This window comes from Pseudoalteromonas sp. GB56 (genome assembly GCF_054923835.1).
The window spans coordinates 877,729-900,041 of the sequence record NZ_JBPCHK010000001.1 but is presented as its reverse complement, the minus strand read 5'-3'; the positions used below and the strand labels follow the sequence as shown (position 1 = coordinate 900,041).

The window sequence follows — 22,313 nt, the reverse complement described above, 5'->3', positions numbered from 1 at the left end:
GTTACTCCCCTCGCCCTTGATTCAACAAGCCAACGAATAATTCTTCTAAACGGTTTGCTTTGTTACGCATACTCAACACTGTGTTGCCTTGTTCAGTCAGAGCACTGAACACGCCATTCAAACCTTGAGACTTAGCAACTTCAACTTCAAGCGTATGTTCGTCAGTAAGGGTAAACTGATAGCCATCAAGGCTCACCGGTTGAACAGGTTGTTTTAAGTCCAACACAAAGGTCTCTTTGTCTAACTTGGCGAGCAACGCTTTAATCGTGGTGTGCTCAACAATGATGCCTTTATCGATGATGGCGATGTTTTTACACAGCAATTCAGCTTCTTCTAGGTAGTGCGTAGTGAGGATAATGGTTACGCCTTGCTTGTTGATTTCACGTAAAAAATCCCACATGGAGCGACGTAACTCAATGTCTACGCCTGCTGTTGGTTCATCAAGAATCAACAACTTGGGTTCGTGCATAAGCGCACGGGCAATCATCAAACGGCGTTTCATACCACCGGATAACGTACGCGCTGCTTTGTCTTTTTTATCAAGCAAACCAAGCTGAGCGAGGTATTTATCAGCACGTTTATGCGCTTCGGTTCGCGGTACACCGTAGTACCCCGCTTGATTCACTAAGATTTGTTGCAGAGTTTCAAATTGACTGAAGTTAAATTCCTGCGGCACTAATCCCAGCTCAGATTTGGCATCTTCAAGCTGGGTATCAATATCGTGGCCGAAGACTTCAACCTTGCCCGACGTTTTATTTACCAATGAAGAGATCACCCCGATAGTGGTGGATTTCCCCGCCCCATTGGGACCTAGCAAAGCAAAAAAGTCGCCTTGCTCAACTTGTAAATCAATACCTTTAACGGCTTCTACGCCGTTTTTATAGGTTTTCTTTAACCCTTGAATATTCAATGCAATGGTCATTTATTTTTGCTCTCCATAACCCCAGCGAGAGGTAAGTGTTTGCGCGATCCCCAAATGGTCTAAGATGCGGGCGACCATAAAATTAACTAAGTCGTCAATGGATTCAGGTTGATGATAAAACCCCGGTGCAGCAGGCATAATGGTCACGCCCATGCGCGCTAGTTTAAGCATGTTTTCAAGATGAATTTCACTGAATGGTGTTTCTCTTGGCACTAAAATCAGCTGGCCGCGTTCTTTGATCACTACGTCGGCCGCACGCTCCAACAGGTTGTCTGAAGCACCGGTAGCAATTGCGGATACTGTACCTGCACTGCATGGACATACCACCATTTTTTTCGGCGCTGCGGAACCCGATGCGACAGGGCTAAACCAGTTGTCTTTACCAAACACCTTCAGCTGGCCTTTTACAGCACCCACCAAATCACTGAGTTGCTCAGTCGCTTTGTCTTCATTGCCTGAAAGCTTGATACCCGATTCGGTGTCGAATACGACACGTGCGGCACTGGAGATCAACACAAACACCTGATGGCCTTGCTCAATCAGCACCTGTAACAGCTTTAAACCGTATGGTGCGCCCGAAGCCCCACTAAACGCGAGGGTAATTGGCTCTTTGAATGTACTCATGATGTTTCCTTTTGTGCTAGGGCATCAAGTAACTTTTGATGGATACCACCAAACCCGCCATTGCTCATCACTAACACATGGCTATTGGGTGTGGCTGTTGCAACTATCTCTGCCACCATGGCGTCAATATCGGTGTGACTGTGCGCTCCCGCTTGTTGCGCGCGTTCTTGCAGCGACCAGCCGAGATTTGCAGGCTCAAAAACGAACACGTCATCGGCTGCCTGTAATGAATCAAGCAAAGTTTCTTGGTGTACGCCCATTTTCATGGTGTTTGAACGCGGCTCGAGCACTGCAATGATACGCTCATTGCCAACTTTAGCACGCAATCCAGCAAGGGTTGTGGCGATTGCTGTCGGGTGATGAGCAAAATCATCGTACACATCCACATTGGCCACCGTGCCTTTGTGTTCCATTCGGCGTTTAGGAGACACAAATTCTCCCAATGCAGCAATGCTGCTGGAAACAGGAATGCCCACATGTCGTGCTGCAGCGATGGTCATCAGTGCATTTTTCACGTTGTGCTCGCCGATGGCTTGCCAGCGGACAACTCCTTGTGATTCACCTTCAAATAGCACGGTAAATTCGCTGCCATCAGCGTTTATTAATTCATAGTCCCATTGTGCCTTACCTAGAGTTTCTTGCTCACTCCAAAAGCCTTTGTCGATAACCTCAACTAAGGCTTTATCATCGCTTGGGTAAATCGCTTTGCCACTTGCAGGCAAGGTGCGCAAAAGGTGATGAAATTGAGTTTGAATGGCACCAGAATCAGCGAAAATATCAGCGTGATCAAACTCTAAATTATTCAAAATCAAGGTACGTGGTAGGTAGTGCACAAACTTGCTGCGCTTATCGAAAAAGGCGGTGTCGTATTCGTCTGCTTCAATGACGAAAAAAGGCGTTTCCCCCACGCGTGCAGAAATACCAAAATTTTGTACTACGCCACCGATGAGGAAACCAGGCTTCAATCCGGCATATTCCAACACCCACGCAAGCATACTGGCTGTGGTTGTTTTACCGTGAGTGCCGGCCACTGCGAGCACCCAGCTGTCACGCAAAATATGCTCTTTGAGCCATTCAGGGCCTGACGTATAACGCATCCCTTTTTCCAACACATACTCAACACATGGGTTGCCTCTGCTCATCGCATTACCAATGACCACCACATCTGGAGCGGGTTCGAGTTGTGCAGTGTCGTATCCCTGCACCAATTCAATACCTAGCTCTTCGAGTTGCGTACTCATTGGTGGATAAACATTTTGATCTGAACCCGTTACGTGGTGACCCAGCGCTTTCGCTATCGCCGCGATACCGCCCATAAAGGTCCCACAAATGCCGAGAATATGTATGTGCATAATGACTTCCAGTACTAAAAATAAAGCCGCCCAGAGCATGACTCTACGCGGCTGCATATGATGCCAAATTTAGCCCTAGCTAGCTAGGGCATGCTGCTAAATAGGTGAGCCTGGTGGCAAAGGTAAAGGCTTGAAACTTTGCTGCCAATTGCCTGTTTCGAGGAATTGATTAATCGCATCGGCAAGGTGTTGCTTAAATGCACTTTCCCCAGAACTGACACTGCCTAGCAACTTGTTCTGACGATAATCATCAGCGACACGTTTAAGGTAGAATTTGAATTGTGCTTGCACTTCAGGAGCAACTTTCTCGCTCGAAATCAGGGTCGCGAAATGCTGCGCCGTCAACCACTGAACACGATGCTGCACTTTTGCTTCCATGGCATTGGCATGTTCGTTATCAAAGATGCGCTCCACCATAGTCGCTAACAATGAATCTAAACTGTAAGCCTCGCTAGAGCGCGCTCCTTGCTGCGCTAATCGATTTACACGTTGCGGGTGTAATAACAAACCTAAACTGTGGTTTGCAGCCACCTCAGGTAGCGCCATTGCATCTAGCGTGATACCGGTGCGACCAACAATGCTCTCTCGTGTAGTATATTCGCCATAAGCTTTAGGTGGAATTAACGCAATGATTGATTCAGGCAGCACCAATTCTTTCGCATCTAATGTGCGCATCATGGCTGCCATTGCTTGACGTTGAATATCAGCTTCCACTACTCGTGTACCTTGAACGTCGCTATCGCCGCGTACTTCGTAGCTGTAATCAACACCCGCAATCAACTTAACCGCTGCTTCAACTTGATAACGGTGGAATAGATAAAGAGGCACCAATACTTCTTCGAGTTGCGATAGCGATGTGCCGGCTTTGATATTCTCGATACCGAATCGCGCTAACGCTTTTTGACGCAGCGACATCACACGCTCTAGTTCTGCACTTGGGTTTTCACCGTTATCCCAAAGATGACCAGTAGGGTGAGCACCGCCTTGCGCCCGTGCATCTCTGTCAGAAATGAACTCAAGACCTAGTTCATCATTCTCTCGCAGGATCTTATTCAGTGCTTGCTGTTCGTTTTGTTTGCCGAAATCACTGTAGCCGTATTTGATCACTTGCTCGTCCCACCCCCCCATACCGGATGCGTAGCCTTTTGAGGTATCAAGTTGACCTTGGTCGTTCAAGCTCACCAATGGATGCGGATAATCCATCACCGACGCACGCGCTTTCGGTGAAGCCGCAAAGTTATGGGCAATCCCTAAAGTGTGGCCGATTTCATGAGCACTGAGCTGACGAATGCGGTCCAGTGCCATAGCTTGCAGCTCAGCAGTCACTTCATTACCTGTCTTGTAAGGCGCAGCCAATGCTTCTGCAATGAGAATATCTTGGCGTACTCGCAATGAGCCCAAGGTTACGTGACCTTTGATAATCTCGCCTGTACGAGGATCAATAACCGAACTGCCATAAGACCAACCACGTGTTGCTCGGTGCACCCACTGAATCACGTTATAACGCACATCCATTGGGTCGGCGTTTTCAGGCAATACCTTTACTTGAAACGCATTCTTATAACCCGCTTTTTCGAATGCCATATTCCACCAGCGCGCACCGTCAAGTAATGCGGTTTTAACAGGCTCAGGTACACCTGGGTCTAAATAGTAAATAATAGGTTTTACAGGTTCACTGATCGCTTGTTCAGGATTCTTTTTAGCGAGACGATGACGAGGGATATAACGCACAAACATGCTTTCCCCAAGTGGGGCTGAGTAATCCTTATGCTCAATACTCCAATAGCCAGACTGAGGGTGGAATACACGCGGGGTGTAGTTGTTATCAGGCAATTCCACCAATGAATGATGCATATTTACACTGATAGCATAAGGGTCTGCACTCACTTGCTTCACGTATTCACCGGGATTGTTGCCAGTGAATGTCAGTACTGCTTCCAATTCAGTGTTTTTTACAAATGACTTTGTTCGCGCCATATTGACCGCACTGCGGCTCGTGTCGACACTGTAATTGCCTTGCTTACGAGCACTCAAAGTACGACTGACACCGTGTACATCAGTTAGCAAGTAGGGTGTGTAATCAATCAATACGCGCGTGTCTGTGCCTGCTTTGACTTCAAAGCCAAATAAAATGCTTGAAGCAAAGGCTTCATTCACACTTTGTTGCTCCGCTTTGTTTGTGCTGGAAGCGCGATAATAGGTATTCAATGCCCGAAGCATCACTTTGTTGCCCATGCGCTCAAACTGGGCTAGATAAGTGCCGCCAAGTTGCCCTCTATCTAGACCAATATCATTTGAACCCACACCATAAGGTAAACTTTGTTGTAGTAAGAATGGTGCTCTAAGCTTATCTACTTCAAGGTAAAGTTTGCCCTCTTCATTTGCGTAATAGAAGGTGAAGTAGCCAGGATATTTGCTCATATTTTGCGTAAACTGGCTTATAGACTTAATTGCTGCGTGCGCTTGGGTTATCATAGGCAGCAACAACATAATCATGACGATGCGAATTATCTGCTTAGTTGGCATGGTTCTCACTTTGTTGTTATTGGTATCGTTGATGGATAGTGGGTTGATATGCATTGAGTATATCCCTCTGTATACAATCTACAACCACAAAGCGATAAACACACAGCGTAATCTAAACAGTGCTCTCTCACTTTAATAACTGTTTAGAGCCCATAAACTTAGGAACATTTAGGATGCGACGACTCCCTCCGGTATTGCTTGAAGACGGTTGTTCACACGAACTAGTCTCACTCATTCGTACTATTTTGGCTGCCTGTAAAGAAATCTCTTTCCGCGTCAGTCAAGGTGCGCTTTCGGGTGTGCTTGGCTCAACTTTGGATGAAAACATTCAAGGTGAAACACAGAAAAAGCTAGATGTACTATCCAATCAATTACTCAAAGACATCTTGCTTGAGTCAGGGTACGTTAAAGCGATTGCTTCAGAAGAAGAACCCGGCACCGTAGCAGGCAACCCAGACGCCGAATACATCGTTGCCTTTGACCCACTGGATGGCTCATCGAACATAGATATCAATTCACTGGTTGGTACCATCTTCTCTATCATGCAAGTACCTAAGGACGCTGATGCGAGCGATCCGAATATCTTTTTACAAAAAGGTGATCATCAAGTAGCTGCAGGCTACGTTTTATATGGCCCATCAACCATGTTAGCGCTTACTACTGGTAAAGGGACGCGTATTTTCACCTTGGATAAAACCCATGGTTCGTTTTTATTGTCTACTGATTTTGCAAAAGTGCCAGAGCAAACCAATGAATTTGCTATCAATGCATCAAATCAGCGCCACTGGGAACCGGCAATGCAAACCTACATTACCGATCTGCTAGCAGGGAAAACTGGCCCACGTGGTCAAAACTTCAATATGCGTTGGATTGCAGCCATGGTAGGTGATGTGCATCGCGTATTAACGCGCGGTGGCTTGTTTACTTACCCTGCAGATACGAAAAATCCTGAGAAACCTTACAAACTGCGTTTGTTGTATGAAGCAAATCCAATGGCGATGTTGATTGAACAAGCTGGCGGTGTTGCATCGACGGGTTATGAGCGCATCATGGATATTCAACCTGAGCAAATTCACCAGCGTGTTGCGGTGATTTTAGGTTCGAAAGATGAAGTGGAAACCTGTTTGAGCTACCACAAATAAATCTGTGCGGACTAAGCAGCTGAAGCTGCTCTATACGTGACGAAATAGGGCCCTTAGAGGCCCTTTTTTCATCGATGTAAGTAGCAGACAATGGCGTTAATCGCCGATACTCACTTTCTGTCCGCTTTGCAAACGCTCTGCGCCACGGATTGCCACTCTGTCGCCCGCTTTTAGGTTGTCCTGTTCACTGGTTATGACCACGAACTGGCCATCGCCCTTACCGACTCTCACTTTGATCCGCTGAGCGCTGTAATCTTCGTCTACTTTTACCACGTACACGCCATTGCTGCGCAGTATCAGTGCATCTCGGTTGACTTGTAATACAGGCACATCAGTTTGAATCGGTAAATCGACTTCCACAAGTTGACCGGTTGCCCAGCGCAGTCCTTGTTGCTGTTCTAGGCGAGCCCTGAGTTCAAACGTTTGTGATTTAGCATCTGTGGCGGGAATGATGGCACTGATACTCGCCTGCCCTACTTGCAGGTCATTTAAATCACCACTGCTGATACTCAGTTCCTGCCCCTTTTTGATGTAACTCAAATATTTAACCGGCACATAGAGACGTACTTCTTTATTCTTATTGTCGAGTAACGTTAGCAGTGGACTGGCCTTGGTTACATCGCTACCAGCATAACGCATGCGTTGGCTTACCACCCCACTAAACGGCGCTTTCACGGTTGCCCGTGCAATTTGATCGTCAAGTTGGCGTAATCGTAACTGGGCTAATTCGATGTCACTTTGCGCTAATTCCACTTCGGTTTGCAGCTTATCCACTTGATTTTGTGCGGCACTGTCCTTTTTCATCAGTTTCAATAAACGCTCTAGCTCTCGCTCATTGAACTTTTGCATGACTTTGGCGCGGCGGATCAAGGCTTCTTGCTCTGCTTTACGCAGCTCTAGGGGCATTAAATCAATACGAGCTACGACTTCTCCTTGGCTTACTTCGCTGCCAGGTTCAGCGACGAAAGTTAAAAAGCCATCACTGCCTGCGGTCAGGTCCACATCCTTCACACCGTACACCGTACCATGTACACGGATATGGGTATCCAATGGTTGTTCAATCACAGTGTCCACTTTTACCGGTAAGGCTTGTTCCGACGCTGCTTGAGCGCCAATGCTGACAAGGGCCAGCGCTAATAAAAGGCTTGCTTTCATCTCTATTCTCACTTGTTCGCGACCAGCGACAGCGCTGGCTCGTCTTGCAATTCAGTTACACGGGCGTCGCCCGATTGCGCCTTGCCCAGCTTCAACAAACTCGGCATCAGTACTAAGGTAAATAGGGCACTCACAGCCATGCCACCAACGATTACGGTAGCCAAGCCACGGTAAATTTCAGAGCCTACCCCAGGCATGAGCATCAGCGGCAACATGCCAAATAAACTCGTCAGTGTACTGAGATAAACTGGGCGAGCGCGAAGTAATATGGCCTGCTCCACCGCCGCATCTCGGCTTAACCCTGTGCGCTCCCCTGCACGGGTCTGATCCACCAGCAAGATGGCATTATTCACCACCAGACCAAGCAGAATAATGAAGCCAATCATGGTTAACAAATCCAGTGATTGGAACGTAAATAAGTTTAATGCAGCAAGCGCTAACACCCCGCCACCAACAGCTAGCGGCATAACCAACAATACCAGCAAGCTATCTTTCATCGACTTGAACAAGGCGGTCATAAGCAAGAACAAAATAAACAATGCCAGCGCAAAGTTGATCTTCATTTCGTCAATGGCCGAATTCATTTGTTGAGCATTACCAGAGACAATTAGGCTGGTATCTGCTGGCATGACCGCATTCATTTGGGGCAACACCTTGGTCAGTAGCAAACTTTGCGCCTCATCCAATGACATCTGTGGTGGCGGTGTCACTTGTACGGTCACCGTACGTTTGCCATTGACTCGGCGCAGCTGCGATGGGCCAACGGTGCGTTCAATGCGAGTGAGCTCACCCAAGGTTTGAATGCCTGCCTGTGGGGTGGCAAGTGGCAACTGCGCCAATTCTTCTGGGGTATCCCACTGTTGAGAGCGCAGGATCACATTCATGCGGTCGTTGCCGTTGAAGTACTCGCTCACGAACAGACCGCTAGTAAATGCTTGGATATTACGGGCAACGTCACGGCGATTGAGTCCAGCTTGGGAAATACGCCGGTCATCAGGGATTAAACGCAGCTCTGGCTCCGATAAGTCTAATGCAGGAAAAGGTCGGGCTGTTGCTCCTCCAATATGGGTTGTCACGGCATCCATGCCGGTTCTGGCCACCGCCATCAAGGTATTTAGATCCGGCCCGGTAATATCTAAGTCGATTGCACGACCGTCACCGCCATTGGCCACTTGAATCATCGAACCACGGAACAAAAACACTTGTGTATCGGGAAGGCCAGCGAAGATTTCGTTCCTTGCGACTTCCATCAATTCTTCCACCCGAGTGGGGTCATCTGAATAAATAAAACCACCGGCATTAGTACCAAACACATAGAAGTTAAAATCTTTAATCTTCGGTCCTTTGTCTCCCAAATAGTAAGGCATAGCACGTTTTTTTACCCGCTCCCCCACTTCTTCTTCCATAAACTCGATGGTGCCGCCAGGCGGTAAGATCAATGAATAGAAAAAGCCGTCGGTCGGAGCCCGCGGCATAAAATCTGTTCGCGGTAACAGCAGCATCGTCACGGCGATAGAACCGCCTATTAACCCTACTATCCATGCCCATTGCTTGGTGCGACTACTCGTCAGCGTCATGATCATGGCTGTTAGTCTTTTCCAATAAGGTGCAAAGGGATCGCGCAGGGATTGCGATTTCAATAGATATTTACTCGCAACAGGGATTACGGTGATGGCACTGACCAAGGAGGCAATGACCGCAATAGACAAGGTCAGCGCTAAGTCAGAGAACAACTGCCCCTCAATACCCGCCATAAATAAGATAGGTAAAAATATCGCCACGCTGGTTGCGGTAGACGCAAATAAAGCCCCACTCACTTGCGTTGCTCCTTTGAGCACCGCCTTGTGGTTATCCATGCCTTCTTCGCGCAACCGCGCAATGTTTTCTTGGACGATAATGGCCGCATCGAGTACCAAGCCAACCGCAAAAGCCAGCCCAGCAAGGGAGATCACATTTAGGCTACGCTCAAATAGATTCAGCGCTAAAAAAGCCACCATCAGCGAAATAGGAATGGTCGCCGCAATGATCAAGGTGACGCGCCATCCCCGGAAAAATAGCCACATGATGCCGCAAGCCAGTAACACCCCCAAACCAAGATTACTTTTGACTAAATCAAGGGCGTTTCGAATATGAACAGAGGCATCAAAACTCAGTTCCAGTGCCAACCCTTCTGCGCCGAGCGCTCCTTCATTAAGTTCTTTTATGGCTTTATTAACCCCATCAAGTACCGCAACTGTATTGGATTCATTGGTTCTTGTTAGCGTGATGTAATAGGCTGGCTTGCCATTTCGCAGCGTCATACTTTGACGGTCGACTAAGGTTTCTTCAACGCGAGCGACATCACGCAAATAGACGGGTCGCCCTGCACTGTATGCAATGCGCATATCGCCTAAATTGTCAGTATCATACTGACCAGTAAAACGCACAGTATATTGACGACGCCCTACGTCTGCTACGCCACCGGATGCGTCTGTTGCACTGCTCAAGGCTTGCGCTATTTGGTTTACGCCAATGCCTAATGCCGCGGCTTTATGGGGGTCAAATGTTACTCGTAATTCTTGCGGACGCTGGCTCGCCAGATTCACATTTGCGATGCCAGGGATGCGCGCCAACCGCGGTTCGACAATGTCTTCGATTACCTTCTGATATTCGGCCATATCCGGGTTATCTCGGGGCGCCGTGGGTACAATCAGTAACGACGCTGCGGTTGGGCCTCCTGAGCCCGCACCACCGTTAGCGCCTGCTGTCACAATAGGATCAATGGCGTCCAGTGGTAACGGCGGAGCTTGATTAAGACTCGTCAGTACATCAAGCATTGCTTGTTGCATGTCGGTGCCAACTTCAAAACTCAGATTTATGCTCCCGTTACCGCGATTGATCTGGGTAGTCACAGCCAATGCGCCAGGGGTGTTCTTCACTGCGTTTTCGAGTGGCTCGATTATCTGAGATTCAATTTCCTCTGGTGCCGCGCTTCGCCACCCTGAGAAAATGGTGATTTGAGGCTGCTCAATATCAGGGGTTAACTGAATTGGCAATTTGAAAATGCTTAAGATGCCGAACAAAGTAATAAGCGCCAAAATCACAGCTATGGCAGCGGGGCTTTTGAGGGACGTTCGCGTCAAGTTCATAATGTGGCAGGCCTGTTACAACAATGCTGCTAGTTTAGAACAGCCTGATTGCAGTTCCTACCTCGATTCATTTACACAATTTACATTTTACCGATGAACGGAGGGTTTTCATCGGTAAACGACACTACTGACATAGTTCGTAACAATTTAGCTTGATGCTAGCGGCAACTCTTGCCGAGCACCCCACTCGCTCCACGAGCCATCATAGACGTGTAAACTGTGATATCCACACTCGTACGCAGCTAGGGCTAAAATACACGCGGTAATGCCTGAGCCACAACTGAACTGTAATTCACGTGTTTGCTCACCAACCAACTGCGCCAATTTAGCGCGTAACTGCTCAAGCGGTAACAACTCACCGTCTTGCACAATATCGCCATAGGGTAAGTTCTTAGAATTTGGTATACACCCTGCACGCATGCCCTCGCGCGGTTCAGGCATTTCACCATGAAAGCGTTTTGCAGGTCGCGCATCTAACAGCAATGTGCTGCTATCATCTATGGCCGCTAACACTGCTTGCGTATCAATAAAATGTGCGCCTTGTGGTACTGCTTTAAAATCACCGAGCGCCCCGGTCTCACTCCAGCCTTGCTGCACGGGAAGTTCGGCATTACGCCACGCAGGTAAACCACCGCGCAACACTTTGACGTTGTCAAAGCCAAACGCTTTGAGCATCCACCACGCCCGGGCGGCACTGAATAAGCCCTGGTCGTCATACACCACCACTTCAGAGTCGTGATCCACGCCTGCTGCTTGCATGTGTTGTTCAAACTGCGCCGCATTACACAAGGTGCTGGGCCACGGGCTTGAGGTATCCGCAAGCGCTGATTTAATATCGAAGCGCTTTGCGCCCTTGATCACCGCCGCAGGCGCATAGTCTCCCGATTTACCCGGCATCACCATGCCCGCATCAAATACAACGAGTTTTGGATTGGGTAGTAGCGCATCTAGCTGCATTACCGTTATTTGCTGGCTCATAGACCACCTAGTTCTTTGAAATTGTCACTGAGTATAGGAAGTTAGCAGAACTGGGGCTGCCTCACCACTGCAATGATGTTTTGTACCACCGTTTGTGAGGGAGGACGCATTTGAAAGCTAGGGTATTTCGCAACTAGGGGTTGTTGATTGTGAAGTAAGTGAAAAATACAGACAAAAAAATACCGCTACGTTTTGTAAGCGGTATTTTTTCGCGTGAACTTTGATTAGTCGATTAACTGATATTCTTTATCAAGAATAGCGATAATTTCACTGCGTGGGTCCACTGGAATTTCGAGAGTTTCACCAATGATTTTGCTCGCAATACCCACATAAGTATTCGACACTTGCATCATCACATCGACCGGTAATTTGTAGCCTCGAGCTAATTCTTCACGCTCGGCCATGCGGTCTTTGTTTAACAACACATCGCTGTCTGGCACATTGTTGATAAGCAGTTGGCGGAAACCTTCTTTTGAGTTTTCGATGATCTTACCATCGCGCAATGCTGCTCCATCCCAGATACGTGATGAGTCAGGAGTACCTACTTCATCGATATAAATTAGTTGCTCGTTGCCATTCATATCTTCAACGTAACCAAATTCGAACTTAGTATCGACAAAGATTTGGTCCAATTTCGCCAGCTCAGCGCTGATCACATTAAAACCTTGCACTAACAGGTGTTCATACTTAGCCACGTCTTCTTCTGAACTGAAGTTAAAGGCGTCTAAGTTGTCCGTAATGTTTTTGCGCGTGATGTTCACGTCATCTACTGCTGGCACATCCTCAAGGCCTTCAATGATGCCTTTGGTGGATGGTGTGATGAGCACTTCATCCAGCTTTTGATTCGCCGTTAGCCCTTCTGGTAAGTCGATGCCACAGAAAGAACGGATACCTTTTGCGTAATCACGCCACATGCTGCCGGTAATGTATTGGCGCGCAATCGCTTCAACTTTCACCGTTTTTGCTTTGCGAACAATCCAGATGTACGGATGAGGGATATCAACAATGTGATTACCTGCTAAACCGGCTGCATCAAATTGCTTAAACCAGTGTGATGCAACCGCGTTCAAAGCGATGCCTTTACCCGGCACACCGTTAAGGCCTTCTTCACCTTGCCAAATGCAGTCAAATGCAGAGATACGATCAGAAATAACCATGATCGCCAATTCAGTACCAGCGGGTACGGCATAGCCCTTTTCAGCAATCAATCGGGCGCTGTCTTGCTCGGTTAACCAATATACTGAACGAACCTTACCACTGTGGACGGGTCCTTTAGTTCGGATGGGTAAATCGTCGTTAACGTCTAAGACTTTATAATTGCTCATGGCTACTCCAAAAGGGGCTGATCGCATCAATTCTGTTACTGTGCATGAGCTTAAAAATAGCCCATGGCTTTAGGCGCGCTATGATAAGCTAGGTTAGGCCGAAGATAAAGAAAAACGCCGACAATAGCGGACTTTTGTCCTATCTTTTTTCATCCCGAAGGAAAAGCACCGATTTACGCTGTCACTCACTCTTCATATTGCGGTAAACTAACTTTCATCATATTACGCTAGGGGCGATGAAGTGGAATTGGCGCAAAGCACTCAGGGCAAACGTTATTTAATGTATATCTCGCAAAATTACTCTTATGCAATTTTGCGCCCTCTTCAGCAGCAAATTCGCACTCACGGTGGTGAAGTAAAGTGGTTTTTAGAAGGTACGGAGGTCAATCCTGACTTTTTAGCTGAGGATGAACAACAACTTCATAGTATTGATGACATCAAAGCGTGGAATCCTCATGCCACTTTTGCGCCAGCGAATATTCTGCCAACCTTTTTCCCTGGTAAAAAAGTTGCTGTTTTCCACGGTTTTGATGCCGGCAAATTAAACAGTCGCGGTAAGAACGATCACTTCACTATTCGTGGCTGTTTCGATCTTTACTGTACACAAGGCCCTAACACCACAGGTCCATTTGCCCAGCAGGCGAAAGAAATGGGATTTTTCCGAGTGCGCGAAACGGGCTGGACCATGCTCGATCCGCTCTTTAGTGACATTACCAATAACCCTTATAAATCAGAGGCGGATACGCGCCCAACATTATTAATTTGCTCAACTTTTTCAAAACGCCTCTCGCTTGCCCCAAAATTAATAGAGCAAGTAAAACAACTGCGCGACAGCGGCAAATATCGTATTTTGGTGCAATTTCATCCGAAGATGGCAACAGAAATTGTGGACCAATACAAAGCAATGCAGGATGACACCCTCACCTTTATCGAAACAGACAATGTCATCCCTTTGTTGCAAGCAGCCGATGTGATGCTGTGTGACACTTCATCTATCTTATTAATGTTCTTGTTGTTGCGCCGCCCAGTTGTCACCTTTAATAATCAGGCTCCGGGCCCACACATTTTAAATGTCACCGAAGCGGATGAGGTGGAAGCGGCCATCGACCATGTGCTGACTCAACCTGCGCCATTAATGCAAGAAATCGAAGCCTTTTGCCAACAGCTCCATCCCTATCAAGATGGCCTTTCAAGCCAACGTGTACTCGAAGCAACTAATGACTTGATTGATACCGATGGCAAAGAGCTCAAACGCAAACCTTTAAACATTATTCGCCAATTTAGAATGCGCAAAAAACTCGGCTATTGGCGCTTTTAGTCGCAACGGGCTGAACACGCAAAAGCGTGTGTGATACAGTCACATTTATACGTCGCGCGAATCGTGAAAACACATGATTAAAATTGATAAGTTGTGGTTCTCTTGGCTGGGAAAGTCGGCCTCCCCAACCCTTAAAATTGACGCTTTGCATGTCAAACAAGGCGAGCATTTGTTCCTGCATGGCCCAAGTGGCTCGGGTAAATCAACCTTGCTGTCATTGCTTGCAGGGATTCAAGTGCCTCAGCAAGGCTGCATTGAGCTTAATGGCACTGCATTGCATGAGCTTAGCAGTGCGCAGCGCGACCAATTTCGTGCAGACCACATTGGCTATATTTTTCAAAGCTTTAATTTACTGCCTTATCTTAACCCTATTGAAAATGTGACACTGGCGTGTGAATTTTCCACGTTGCGTAAACAACGTGCGCAGTCGCACAACGAATCCTTAACGACGGTTGCCAAGCACTTACTTGTGCAACTGGGTCTCGATGAACAACACCATCACAAAGCGGTAAACACCTTGAGCATTGGCCAGCAACAACGAGTGGCCGCCGCTCGCGCCGTGATTGGCGACCCTGAAATCATTATTGCCGATGAGCCAACGTCGGCTTTAGATGAAGCTAACCGCAAGGCGTTCATTGAGTTGTTATTCGCGCAAACCGACAAAACAGGTGCCACGGTTATCTTTGTTAGCCACGAGCACAGCCTAGCGTCATTATTCTCTCGGGTTGTGCACCTTGATGAATTGCAAGGAGTGCAGTCATGATCCTCATCAAGCTCGCCAGCAAGAGTCTGCTCAACCGCAAAGCCAGCGTGTTATTAAGTGTGATCACCATTGCTATCAGCGTGATGTTGCTACTAACCATCGAACGTGTGCGAGTACAAGCCAAAGAAAGCTTCGCGGCCACGGTATCTGGCACAGATCTCATTGTTGGCGCGCGCACAGGCGACATTCAACTGTTGTTAGCCTCGGTATTTCACATTGGCCATATGAACAACGGGGTGAGCTGGCAAAGTTATCAAGATATCAGCAGTAAACGGGGCGTTGCGTGGTCGATTCCGCTGTCTTTGGGAGATGCTCACAAGGGTTATGCGGTGTTAGGCACAACCCCTGGCTACTTTGAGCACTTCAAATTTGGCAAGAAGCAAACACTTGCCTTCAACCAAGGCCGTGCATTCATGCACGCTGATGAAGTGGTGTTAGGAGCACAAGTTGCAGCTGAACTAGGCTATCAGCTTGGTGATAACATCGTTGTTGCACATGGTATGGGCAATACGAGTTTCCACAATCATGATGAAAACCCGTTAACCATAGTCGGTATTCTCGAGGCAACGGGCACCCCAGTGGATAAAACCTTGCATGTGCCGCTTATTGCTATCGAGCAGATGCACACCAATTCAGGCTCTGCGCCAGCACATCATGACGACCATGAGCATCACCAAGGCGATGAACACTTAGATGAAAGTCATACATCGAGTGAGGATTTGATAGGTCAGCCCACACAAATAAGCGCTTTTTTACTTGGTTTCGACAGCCCTTTGTACACCTTGCAGGTGCGCCGTAATATCAATACCTATAAAGCAGAACCATTGATGGCCATTATGCCGGGGGTTACGCTGCGCGAATTGTGGGGAATGCTGGCCATTGTCGAGAAGCTGCTCATTTTGTTTTCCGCAGTAGTACTGGTCGTCAGCCTGTTAGGCATGCTCACCACCTTGCTTGCAAACCTCTCACAAAGGCGACGCGAGTTAGCCATTTTGCGTTCTGTGGGCGCCAAACCGTGGCACATTTTCTCCTTGATGAGTTTAGAGTCATTACTGATAAGCGTAGTAGGCACAGCGCTAGGCGTAGCTCTGAGTTACCTATTGCTATTAAGCACCCAACCTATGCTTCAGGCTTATGGCGGTATTAGCGTAACGCTGAACGTGTTATCACACTATGAACTCTTGCTTGTCGCAGGTATTATTAGCGCTGGCTGGTTGGTCGGTTTACTTCCGGCAGTCCGTGCGTATTTTTATTCCCTTCATGATGGGATGAGCATTAAAACTTAGGATTATTATGACGCGTTTTCGTTATCTTTTGACGGCCTTTGTCGCCACATTCGCCATCAGTTCGTTTGCCAACGAACCGATTGAAATTTTTTGGGAAGACTTAGTACCCGAAGGCCATATTGCTGTTGATACCCGAAACTCAGCATCGTCGCACGAAGGTGCCGACCAAAACTGGGTGCAACCGGATCTCGATGCGCCAGTCGTCACTACCTATAACGGCAAAACCGTCAGTTTACCGGGCTTTGTTGTACCACTCGAAGGTGACAGCGAAGTGATCACTGAATTTCTTCTAGTGCCTTATTTCGGTGCTTGTATCCATGTGCCACCGCCGCCACCGAATCAAATTGTCCATGTGACTATTACTGATGGCGTACCAATCGAGAGCCTTTACGATGCGATTGTAGTGACTGGCGTAATCAGTACCGAAAAATGGAGTGGTGATATAGCGAAAACAGGCTATACGTTAAAAGGAATAGGTGTCGCACCGTTTGAGCTTTAAGCCATTTTGATATTTAATGGATATACCCAATACAGAAACAACTGAGACGCGCTGAATGTCTTTTCTCAACCATAATACGGATAATATATGGTCACTTGATGCGGGAAGTTTTTTTGACTACCAGCATAAGCTTGTCGGCGTTTCACCTTTGTTTGTAATGTCGTTAGCGCAGTCGCGAACACAAAAAGAAGTACTCTCGGTGGCCTCTAGTTGGTTATCAAGACTGATGAGTTGGGACAGAGCGAGTATTGCTCTGCCTACTCAAGAAGGGTATATGACCTTACACGCGGTCGAGGGCAATCAGGCAATTCCGCGCAATGTGCCATTACCCGTCGATTTCACCCTCGTTGGCCAAGTCTACAAACAGCAAAAGTTAATGTTGTGCCACGACTTAGCATTGGAGTCGTACCAAGATTGTCGCATGTTGTATGAAGGTGGACTAAGCAGCTGCCTGGATGCCCCCATGCTATATCGCGGAAAATGTTACGGTACCTTAAACATCGCCCGTACCGATACTAGCTTTGCTCTGGATGAGGCCATGCATTTGTTTGCGCTGGCCTCGCTCATTGCCATGAACTTGGACTGATCACTTTTGGCACTGTTTGCAATAAACAGTGCTACGTCCACCTAATCGAATTTCAGTTAACTCTGTTTCACAAGTCATGCACGGCTGCCCCTTGCGCCCATACACCAATAGCTGCTGCGCGAAATAACCTGGCTTACCATCGCTTTGCGCAAAATCTTTCAATGTTGTGCCGCCTTGCTCAATAGCCGCAGCCAACGTTTCTTTGATAATCGGCGTCAGTTTTTTATAGCGCGCTAAACTCACTTTACCCGCTTCACGCTTGGGGTGAATACCGGCTTTAAACAACGACTCGTTAGCGTAAATATTACCGACCCCAACCACCACATGATTATCCATTAAGAACTGTTTTATGGGCTGCTTCTTATTGCGTGACTTTTCAAACAGCCACTTGGCGTCAAAATCCTCGGTTAGTGGTTCTGGTCCTAGTTTGCTGAAAACAGAGTGCATGCTGTCTAGGTCTTGCCACAAACAGGCACCGAATCTGCGCGAGTCATTCAAACGCAAGCTCAAGCCATTATCAAACTCAAACACCACATGGTCGTGCTTTTTCAGTGGTTCGTTAATGTCGACAACACGCAAATGGCCCGACATTCCTAAATGCAAAATCACCGCGCCTTCATCGGTATGTAACAATAAATACTTGGCACGACGTGTGACCGCTTCAATCTGCTTACCTTCGAGTGTATAAACCTGTTCACTGACAGGCCAACGAAGTTTAGGTTGGTGAATACTTACTTTGGTGAGGGTGCGCCCTTCAATATGTGGCGCAATGCCTAAACGGCTCACTTCAACTTCTGGAAGTTCAGGCATGATTTAACCTTCTAATTGTATAAATAATTGTTGTGCTTGTTGTTTGCTCAATAGCAACCAGCGCTGTTGCTGGCGGTCAAATAGCTGATACTGCTGCCCATCTGGGTATAACACATACACCCAAGGTTGCGCTTCGCCCGCTAAGGAGAGGGTCGCCACCAACATAGGCGACGCGCTGGTTTTGGCTCCAAGGTCTACTTGTGTGCTTTGCCACGCCGCGATGATATTTTCTAGCTGCACCTGCTCAACGTTCTGTAGTTGCTCTGCTTGTATACGCCAGCTGGTGCCAATGCGTTCAATACGAACACCTGGATATTCCAGCGCTAAAATATAACTTTGCTCAGGAAGAATTGGCTGTGGTCCAACAGGCTCGTCAACTCCCCCCAACTTATGGTGCAAGCCATTGAATAAAAAGATCATAATCAACATGGCAAATATGATGAGGTTATTCCAACCTTTGCGGGATAATTTGATTACGGCCATCTATGACACCTTAGATATAAACTAACCCTCAGTGTAACCAAAAAGTCCCTGATAAGCAGCCTATTTGCTGCTACCGCATACCGGTTAATTATTGTTACAATAGCGGCAAAATTTTTAGGAGCGTCACAATGGCAATGTATGTAGTAGGGCACAAGATCCCTGATTCTGATTCTATCTGCGGTGCAATCGCACTTGCGTATTTGAAAAACCAAATCGGTGAAGAAGCAATTCCAACCCGTTTAGGTGAAGTGTCACCAGAGACTCAGTTCATCTTAGATCGCTTTGGTTTTGAAGCGCCAGAGCTGAAAATGAGCTACGCTGGCGAAAACGTTTACATCGTTGACCACACTGAAAAAACACAAGCACCAGATGACATTGACCAAGCGACTGTTGTTGGTGTAGTTGACCACCACAAACTAGGTGATTTAACAACATCAACACCGCTTGAGTGTTGGATTCGTCCAGTAGGTTGTTCAAACACTATCATCAAGATGATGTACGACTTCTACAATGTTGAAATTCCGAAAAACATTGCTGGTTTGATGATGTGCGCAATCCTAAGCGACACCGTTATTTTCAAATCACCAACGTGTACCACGGCTGACATCAAGTGTGTTGAAGCACTCGCGGAAATCGCGGGCGTTGACGACCCTAAAGAGCTAGGCATGGACATGTTCAAAGTAAAATCAGCGGTTGAAGGCACGCCTGTACGCGACCTAGTAATGCGTGATTTCAAAGACTTCAACATGAATGGTCAACTGGTGGGTATCGGCCAGCTTGAAGTAATCGACCTAGCGGTATTCGATGACATTAAAGCAGATCTTGAAGCCGACATCGCCAAGCTAAAAGAAGAAGGCAACCGCCACAGCGTGCTGCTACTTTTAACCGACATTATGAAAGAAGGCTCACAAATGCTTATCGCTTCTGACGATGAAAGCATTGTGGTCAAAGCATACGGCGAAGAGATCAAAGACTCGAAAGTATGGCTTGATGGCGTACTTAGCCGCAAGAAGCAAGTTGTACCACCTCTACAAGACGCATTCGCGGGTTAATCCCAAAACGTCTGTGTAAGTACAGTAAAAAGCCGAGCTTTCATTGCTCGGCTTTTTGTTGCCCACAACATGCGCAGCTGGGGTTTTTAACCACGGTAAAACGCTTTTGTTGTAAGCTTTTGGCGTTATAGCTATGCAGTACGCCGAACTCACCTGTCCCTAGCAACGCCTGAATCGTAATAAGTGCTTGTTGCGACCCCATCACACCAAGCAGTGGCGCAATCACGCCTAGCGTCGCACAGTTAGCCACTGGGTTATCATCGCGCTCGGGGAAAATACATTCATAACAGGCACTGCCTGCGTTGGAGAAATCAACACTCACAACATGACCTTGATAACCCGTCGCTGCAGCACTTACCAGTGGCTTTTTGAGACGATAACATAGGCGATTAATCGCATAACGAGTGGCAAAGTTATCGCTGCAATCAAGCACAATATCAGCGCGCTTAATGAAGGCAGCTAAATTATCTGAATCCGCTCTTTGGGTAACCGCTTCAATGACTATCTCATTGTTCAAGCTCGCGAGCACTTTTGCGCCAGCCTTCGCTTTGGCTTGACCTAAGTGGTTCACCTTAAATAGTATTTGCCGCTGCAAATTTGACAGCTCCACCCTATCATCATCCATCAAGGTGAGATGCCCAATACCTGAGCTGGCCAAATACATCAATGCCGCAGAGCCTAGCCCACCGCAACCTATAACCAAGACATGGGCCTGTTTGAGCCTTAGCTGCCCATTCATTCCTACATCATCGAGCATGATCTGGCGGGCGTATCGCTGCTGCTCTTTAGCACTCAAAGCGCTACTTTGCTGTATGTCATTAGTCACCGTATTGCACCATCAGTTGTTGCAGTTGCGCGATAGTCGCTGCGGGGTCCGATGCTTCGGTGATCGCGCGTACCACAGCAATACTGGAGACCCCAGTTTTTGCGACATCTGGCAAGCGGGTTACATCTATGCCGCCAATTGCTACTGTCGGATAATGCCTGTTCATGAGAGGCACGAAATGCGTGAGCTTCTCTAGACCTTGAATTTGCCCCGTCATATCCTTGGTCGTGGTTGGGTAAATCGCCCCAAACGCCAAGTAACTTGGACGGTAGTTGTGGGCCAACAACATCTCATAAAAACCATGAGTGGAAAGCCCTAAGCGCATACCTGCATCTTGAATCACTTTGAGGTTGGCTAAGTGCAGATCTTCTTGGCCTAAATGCACGCCGTATGCACCATGTTTAAGCGCCAACTGCCAATGGTCGTTGATAAACACCTGAGCATCATGTTCGCGTCCAAGTTCAATAGCTCGTTTTATATCTTGCTCGAGATTAAGTGAGCCTGCGTCTTTTATGCGTAATTGTAAGGTTTTGATACCGTGCGCCAAGCACAACTCTACCCATGCTAGTGAATCAACCACCGCATACAAGCCCAGTTTTTCAGGGCAAGCGGCAAAACCTGCGGCATAGTTAAAGTCTGGATCGCTATCAAAATCCAGTGCATCACCAAGCCAACTGCCGGGCTCAATGACTTGCGGGAAATCATCGAGGTTTTCAGGGAACTGAGTATGGGCAACTGGCCCTACGCCCTCGCCATAACGCTGGGCAACTTTCAAACCTGCATTGATATAAGCTTTGGCAAGAATAAATGCGTCTTTGAGTGGGTAGCCTTTGGCCAAACACGCTGCAATAGCGGAGGATAATGAGCAGCCTGTGCCGTGACTGTGCGGTGTGACTACTTTTTCATTACCCAACCAGTATTCTTGGTCGCCGTGAAGACAAAAATCAACACAATAGCCTTGCGGATAATCCCAGTGGCCACCTTTAATAATGACGCTGTTCACACCCCATTGCTGCAACCTTGATGCCGCATCACGCATCGCACTTGGACCAATGAGGTAGACTCCGGTAAGCATTTGCGTTTCATGCACATTGGGAGTAACCACATCCACCAGCGGCAACAAGTGAGTTTTTATTGCATCAACGATGTCTGCCTGCACGTCTTCTTCGATAAGACTGTCACCGCTGCTGGCGATGGCAACGGGGTCATACACCACCACTGGCTGTTGCGGCCATTTATCACGGTAGTAGCGAAGATGCTCAGCAATGAGCTGAATTTGCTGCACGTTAGCCAGCATGCCAATTTTAATGGCTTTGGGTGGTAGGTCAGTGGCTAAGGCCTGTAACTGCGATTCCAACACAGGCAACGACACCGCATTAAGTGCTTCAACCGCCACACTATTTTGTGCCGTAAGTGCCGTTATTGCACTGCACCCATGTACGCCAAAGCTGCGCATTGCATGTAAATCTGCTTGAATACCTGCGCCACCGCCGCTATCAGAACCAGCAATGGTCCATACTACTTCACTCATACTGCTC

19 protein-coding genes are annotated in these 22,313 nt (G+C 47.6%); 7 read left to right on the top strand and 12 right to left on the bottom strand.

Going from position 1 to position 22,313, the window contains the following annotated elements; genetic code table 11:
* Position 1: 1 nt before the first annotated feature.
* From ACH19P_RS04295 to ACH19P_RS04280, 4 genes are all read right to left on the bottom strand, one after another.
* The gene (locus tag ACH19P_RS04295) at positions 2–922 is read right to left on the bottom strand and encodes an ABC transporter ATP-binding protein (RefSeq protein WP_462157263.1); all 921 of its coding nucleotides are present in this window, start codon (positions 920–922) and stop codon (positions 2–4) included.
* Positions 923–1,546, bottom strand: a complete 624-nt coding sequence (locus ACH19P_RS04290; protein WP_462157262.1) for a flavin prenyltransferase UbiX — start codon at positions 1,544–1,546, stop codon at positions 923–925. It lies immediately after the preceding gene.
* Positions 1,543–2,898, bottom strand: coding sequence for a UDP-N-acetylmuramate:L-alanyl-gamma-D-glutamyl-meso-diaminopimelate ligase (gene mpl / locus ACH19P_RS04285; protein ID WP_462157261.1), 1,356 nt, complete (start codon positions 2,896–2,898; stop codon positions 1,543–1,545). Before mpl ends, ACH19P_RS04290 begins: the two co-directional genes overlap by 4 nt.
* Positions 2,899–2,994: 96 nt before the next feature.
* Positions 2,995–5,424, bottom strand: coding sequence for a zinc-dependent metalloprotease (locus tag ACH19P_RS04280; RefSeq protein WP_462159307.1), 2,430 nt, complete (start codon positions 5,422–5,424; stop codon positions 2,995–2,997).
* Between the two features lie 173 nt (positions 5,425–5,597).
* On the opposite strand from ACH19P_RS04280, the gene ACH19P_RS04275 reads away from it, so the two are divergent.
* Complete coding sequence (locus ACH19P_RS04275) at positions 5,598–6,566, top strand: class 1 fructose-bisphosphatase (RefSeq protein WP_462157260.1); 969 nt, start codon at positions 5,598–5,600, stop codon at positions 6,564–6,566.
* A gap of 96 nt (positions 6,567–6,662) precedes the next feature.
* Here the strand turns inward: ACH19P_RS04275 and ACH19P_RS04270 are convergent, their stop codons facing one another.
* The 4 genes from ACH19P_RS04270 to ACH19P_RS04255 all read right to left on the bottom strand — a co-directional run bounded on the left by ACH19P_RS04270 (position 6,663) and on the right by ACH19P_RS04255 (position 13,152).
* On the bottom strand, positions 6,663–7,721 hold the full coding sequence (locus ACH19P_RS04270) for an efflux RND transporter periplasmic adaptor subunit (RefSeq protein ID WP_462157259.1): 1,059 nt from the start codon (positions 7,719–7,721) through the stop codon (positions 6,663–6,665).
* A gap of 8 nt (positions 7,722–7,729) precedes the next feature.
* Positions 7,730–10,849 carry an efflux RND transporter permease subunit gene (locus ACH19P_RS04265; RefSeq protein ID WP_462157258.1) on the bottom strand — a complete coding sequence of 1,040 codons (3,120 nt, stop codon included), beginning with the start codon at positions 10,847–10,849 and terminating at the stop codon, positions 7,730–7,732.
* A 147-nt stretch (positions 10,850–10,996) separates the two neighbouring features.
* Positions 10,997–11,827, bottom strand: coding sequence for a sulfurtransferase (locus ACH19P_RS04260; protein ID WP_462157257.1), 831 nt, complete (start codon positions 11,825–11,827; stop codon positions 10,997–10,999).
* Between the two features lie 224 nt (positions 11,828–12,051).
* A complete protein-coding gene (locus ACH19P_RS04255) occupies positions 12,052–13,152 on the bottom strand; it encodes a phosphoribosylaminoimidazolesuccinocarboxamide synthase (protein WP_462157256.1) in 1,101 nt (366 codons plus the stop codon).
* Between the two features lie 241 nt (positions 13,153–13,393).
* Between ACH19P_RS04255 and ACH19P_RS04250 the strand changes: the two genes are divergently transcribed.
* The 5 genes from ACH19P_RS04250 (at position 13,394) to ACH19P_RS04230 (ending at position 17,604) form a co-directional block, all read left to right on the top strand.
* Complete coding sequence (locus ACH19P_RS04250) at positions 13,394–14,470, top strand: CDP-glycerol glycerophosphotransferase family protein (protein WP_462157255.1); 1,077 nt, start codon at positions 13,394–13,396, stop codon at positions 14,468–14,470.
* Between the two features lie 73 nt (positions 14,471–14,543).
* Positions 14,544–15,233, top strand: coding sequence for an ABC transporter ATP-binding protein (locus ACH19P_RS04245; RefSeq protein ID WP_462157254.1), 690 nt, complete (start codon positions 14,544–14,546; stop codon positions 15,231–15,233).
* Positions 15,230–16,519 (top strand): ABC transporter permease, encoded by a 1,290-nt coding sequence (locus tag ACH19P_RS04240; RefSeq protein ID WP_462157253.1) that lies wholly within the window; start codon positions 15,230–15,232, stop codon positions 16,517–16,519. The genes ACH19P_RS04245 and ACH19P_RS04240 overlap by 4 nt, the downstream gene beginning before the upstream one ends.
* Positions 16,520–16,526: 7 nt before the next feature.
* Positions 16,527–17,018: a DUF3299 domain-containing protein gene (locus tag ACH19P_RS04235; protein ID WP_462157252.1), complete on the top strand. Its 492-nt coding sequence runs from the start codon at positions 16,527–16,529 to the stop codon at positions 17,016–17,018.
* A 55-nt stretch (positions 17,019–17,073) separates the two neighbouring features.
* Positions 17,074–17,604 (top strand): GAF domain-containing protein, encoded by a 531-nt coding sequence (locus tag ACH19P_RS04230; protein WP_462157251.1) that lies wholly within the window; start codon positions 17,074–17,076, stop codon positions 17,602–17,604.
* Here ACH19P_RS04230 and mutM read toward each other — a convergent pair whose 3' ends face one another.
* Both mutM and ACH19P_RS04220 read right to left on the bottom strand, forming a co-directional pair.
* On the bottom strand, positions 17,605–18,414 hold the full coding sequence (mutM, locus tag ACH19P_RS04225; protein ID WP_462157250.1) for a bifunctional DNA-formamidopyrimidine glycosylase/DNA-(apurinic or apyrimidinic site) lyase: 810 nt from the start codon (positions 18,412–18,414) through the stop codon (positions 17,605–17,607). It lies immediately after the preceding gene.
* Between the two features lie 3 nt (positions 18,415–18,417).
* A complete protein-coding gene (locus ACH19P_RS04220) occupies positions 18,418–18,897 on the bottom strand; it encodes a hypothetical protein (RefSeq protein ID WP_462157248.1) in 480 nt (159 codons plus the stop codon).
* A gap of 128 nt (positions 18,898–19,025) precedes the next feature.
* Between ACH19P_RS04220 and ACH19P_RS04215 the strand changes: the two genes are divergently transcribed.
* Complete coding sequence (locus ACH19P_RS04215; protein WP_462157247.1) at positions 19,026–19,949, top strand: manganese-dependent inorganic pyrophosphatase; 924 nt, start codon at positions 19,026–19,028, stop codon at positions 19,947–19,949.
* A 40-nt stretch (positions 19,950–19,989) separates the two neighbouring features.
* Here the strand turns inward: ACH19P_RS04215 and ACH19P_RS04210 are convergent, their stop codons facing one another.
* On the bottom strand, positions 19,990–20,775 hold the full coding sequence (locus ACH19P_RS04210) for a HesA/MoeB/ThiF family protein (protein ID WP_462157246.1): 786 nt from the start codon (positions 20,773–20,775) through the stop codon (positions 19,990–19,992).
* On the bottom strand, positions 20,768–22,306 hold the full coding sequence (gene thiE / locus ACH19P_RS04205; protein ID WP_462157245.1) for a thiamine phosphate synthase: 1,539 nt from the start codon (positions 22,304–22,306) through the stop codon (positions 20,768–20,770). Before thiE ends, ACH19P_RS04210 begins: the two co-directional genes overlap by 8 nt.
* Between the last annotated feature and the right edge of the window lie 7 nt (positions 22,307–22,313).

Excerpts from the sequence above, each read along its gene's own strand:
- ACH19P_RS04295 (WP_462157263.1), bottom strand. The coding sequence starts at position 922 with ATGACCATTGCATTGAATATTCAAGGGTTAAAGAAAACCTATAAAAAC.
- ACH19P_RS04290 (WP_462157262.1), bottom strand. The coding sequence starts at position 1,546 with ATGAGTACATTCAAAGAGCCAATTACCCTCGCGTTTAGTGGGGCTTCG.
- mpl (WP_462157261.1), bottom strand. The coding sequence starts at position 2,898 with ATGCACATACATATTCTCGGCATTTGTGGGACCTTTATGGGCGGTATC.
- ACH19P_RS04280 (WP_462159307.1), bottom strand. The coding sequence starts at position 5,424 with ATGCCAACTAAGCAGATAATTCGCATCGTCATGATTATGTTGTTGCTG.
- ACH19P_RS04275 (WP_462157260.1), top strand. The coding sequence starts at position 5,598 with ATGCGACGACTCCCTCCGGTATTGCTTGAAGACGGTTGTTCACACGAA.
- ACH19P_RS04270 (WP_462157259.1), bottom strand. The coding sequence starts at position 7,721 with ATGAAAGCAAGCCTTTTATTAGCGCTGGCCCTTGTCAGCATTGGCGCT.
- ACH19P_RS04265 (WP_462157258.1), bottom strand. The coding sequence starts at position 10,849 with ATGAACTTGACGCGAACGTCCCTCAAAAGCCCCGCTGCCATAGCTGTG.
- ACH19P_RS04260 (WP_462157257.1), bottom strand. The coding sequence starts at position 11,827 with ATGAGCCAGCAAATAACGGTAATGCAGCTAGATGCGCTACTACCCAAT.
- ACH19P_RS04255 (WP_462157256.1), bottom strand. The coding sequence starts at position 13,152 with ATGAGCAATTATAAAGTCTTAGACGTTAACGACGATTTACCCATCCGA.
- ACH19P_RS04245 (WP_462157254.1), top strand. The coding sequence starts at position 14,544 with ATGATTAAAATTGATAAGTTGTGGTTCTCTTGGCTGGGAAAGTCGGCC.
- ACH19P_RS04240 (WP_462157253.1), top strand. The coding sequence starts at position 15,230 with ATGATCCTCATCAAGCTCGCCAGCAAGAGTCTGCTCAACCGCAAAGCC.
- ACH19P_RS04235 (WP_462157252.1), top strand. The coding sequence starts at position 16,527 with ATGACGCGTTTTCGTTATCTTTTGACGGCCTTTGTCGCCACATTCGCC.
- ACH19P_RS04230 (WP_462157251.1), top strand. The coding sequence starts at position 17,074 with ATGTCTTTTCTCAACCATAATACGGATAATATATGGTCACTTGATGCG.
- mutM (WP_462157250.1), bottom strand. The coding sequence starts at position 18,414 with ATGCCTGAACTTCCAGAAGTTGAAGTGAGCCGTTTAGGCATTGCGCCA.
- ACH19P_RS04220 (WP_462157248.1), bottom strand. The coding sequence starts at position 18,897 with ATGGCCGTAATCAAATTATCCCGCAAAGGTTGGAATAACCTCATCATA.
- ACH19P_RS04215 (WP_462157247.1), top strand. The coding sequence starts at position 19,026 with ATGGCAATGTATGTAGTAGGGCACAAGATCCCTGATTCTGATTCTATC.
- thiE (WP_462157245.1), bottom strand. The coding sequence starts at position 22,306 with ATGAGTGAAGTAGTATGGACCATTGCTGGTTCTGATAGCGGCGGTGGC.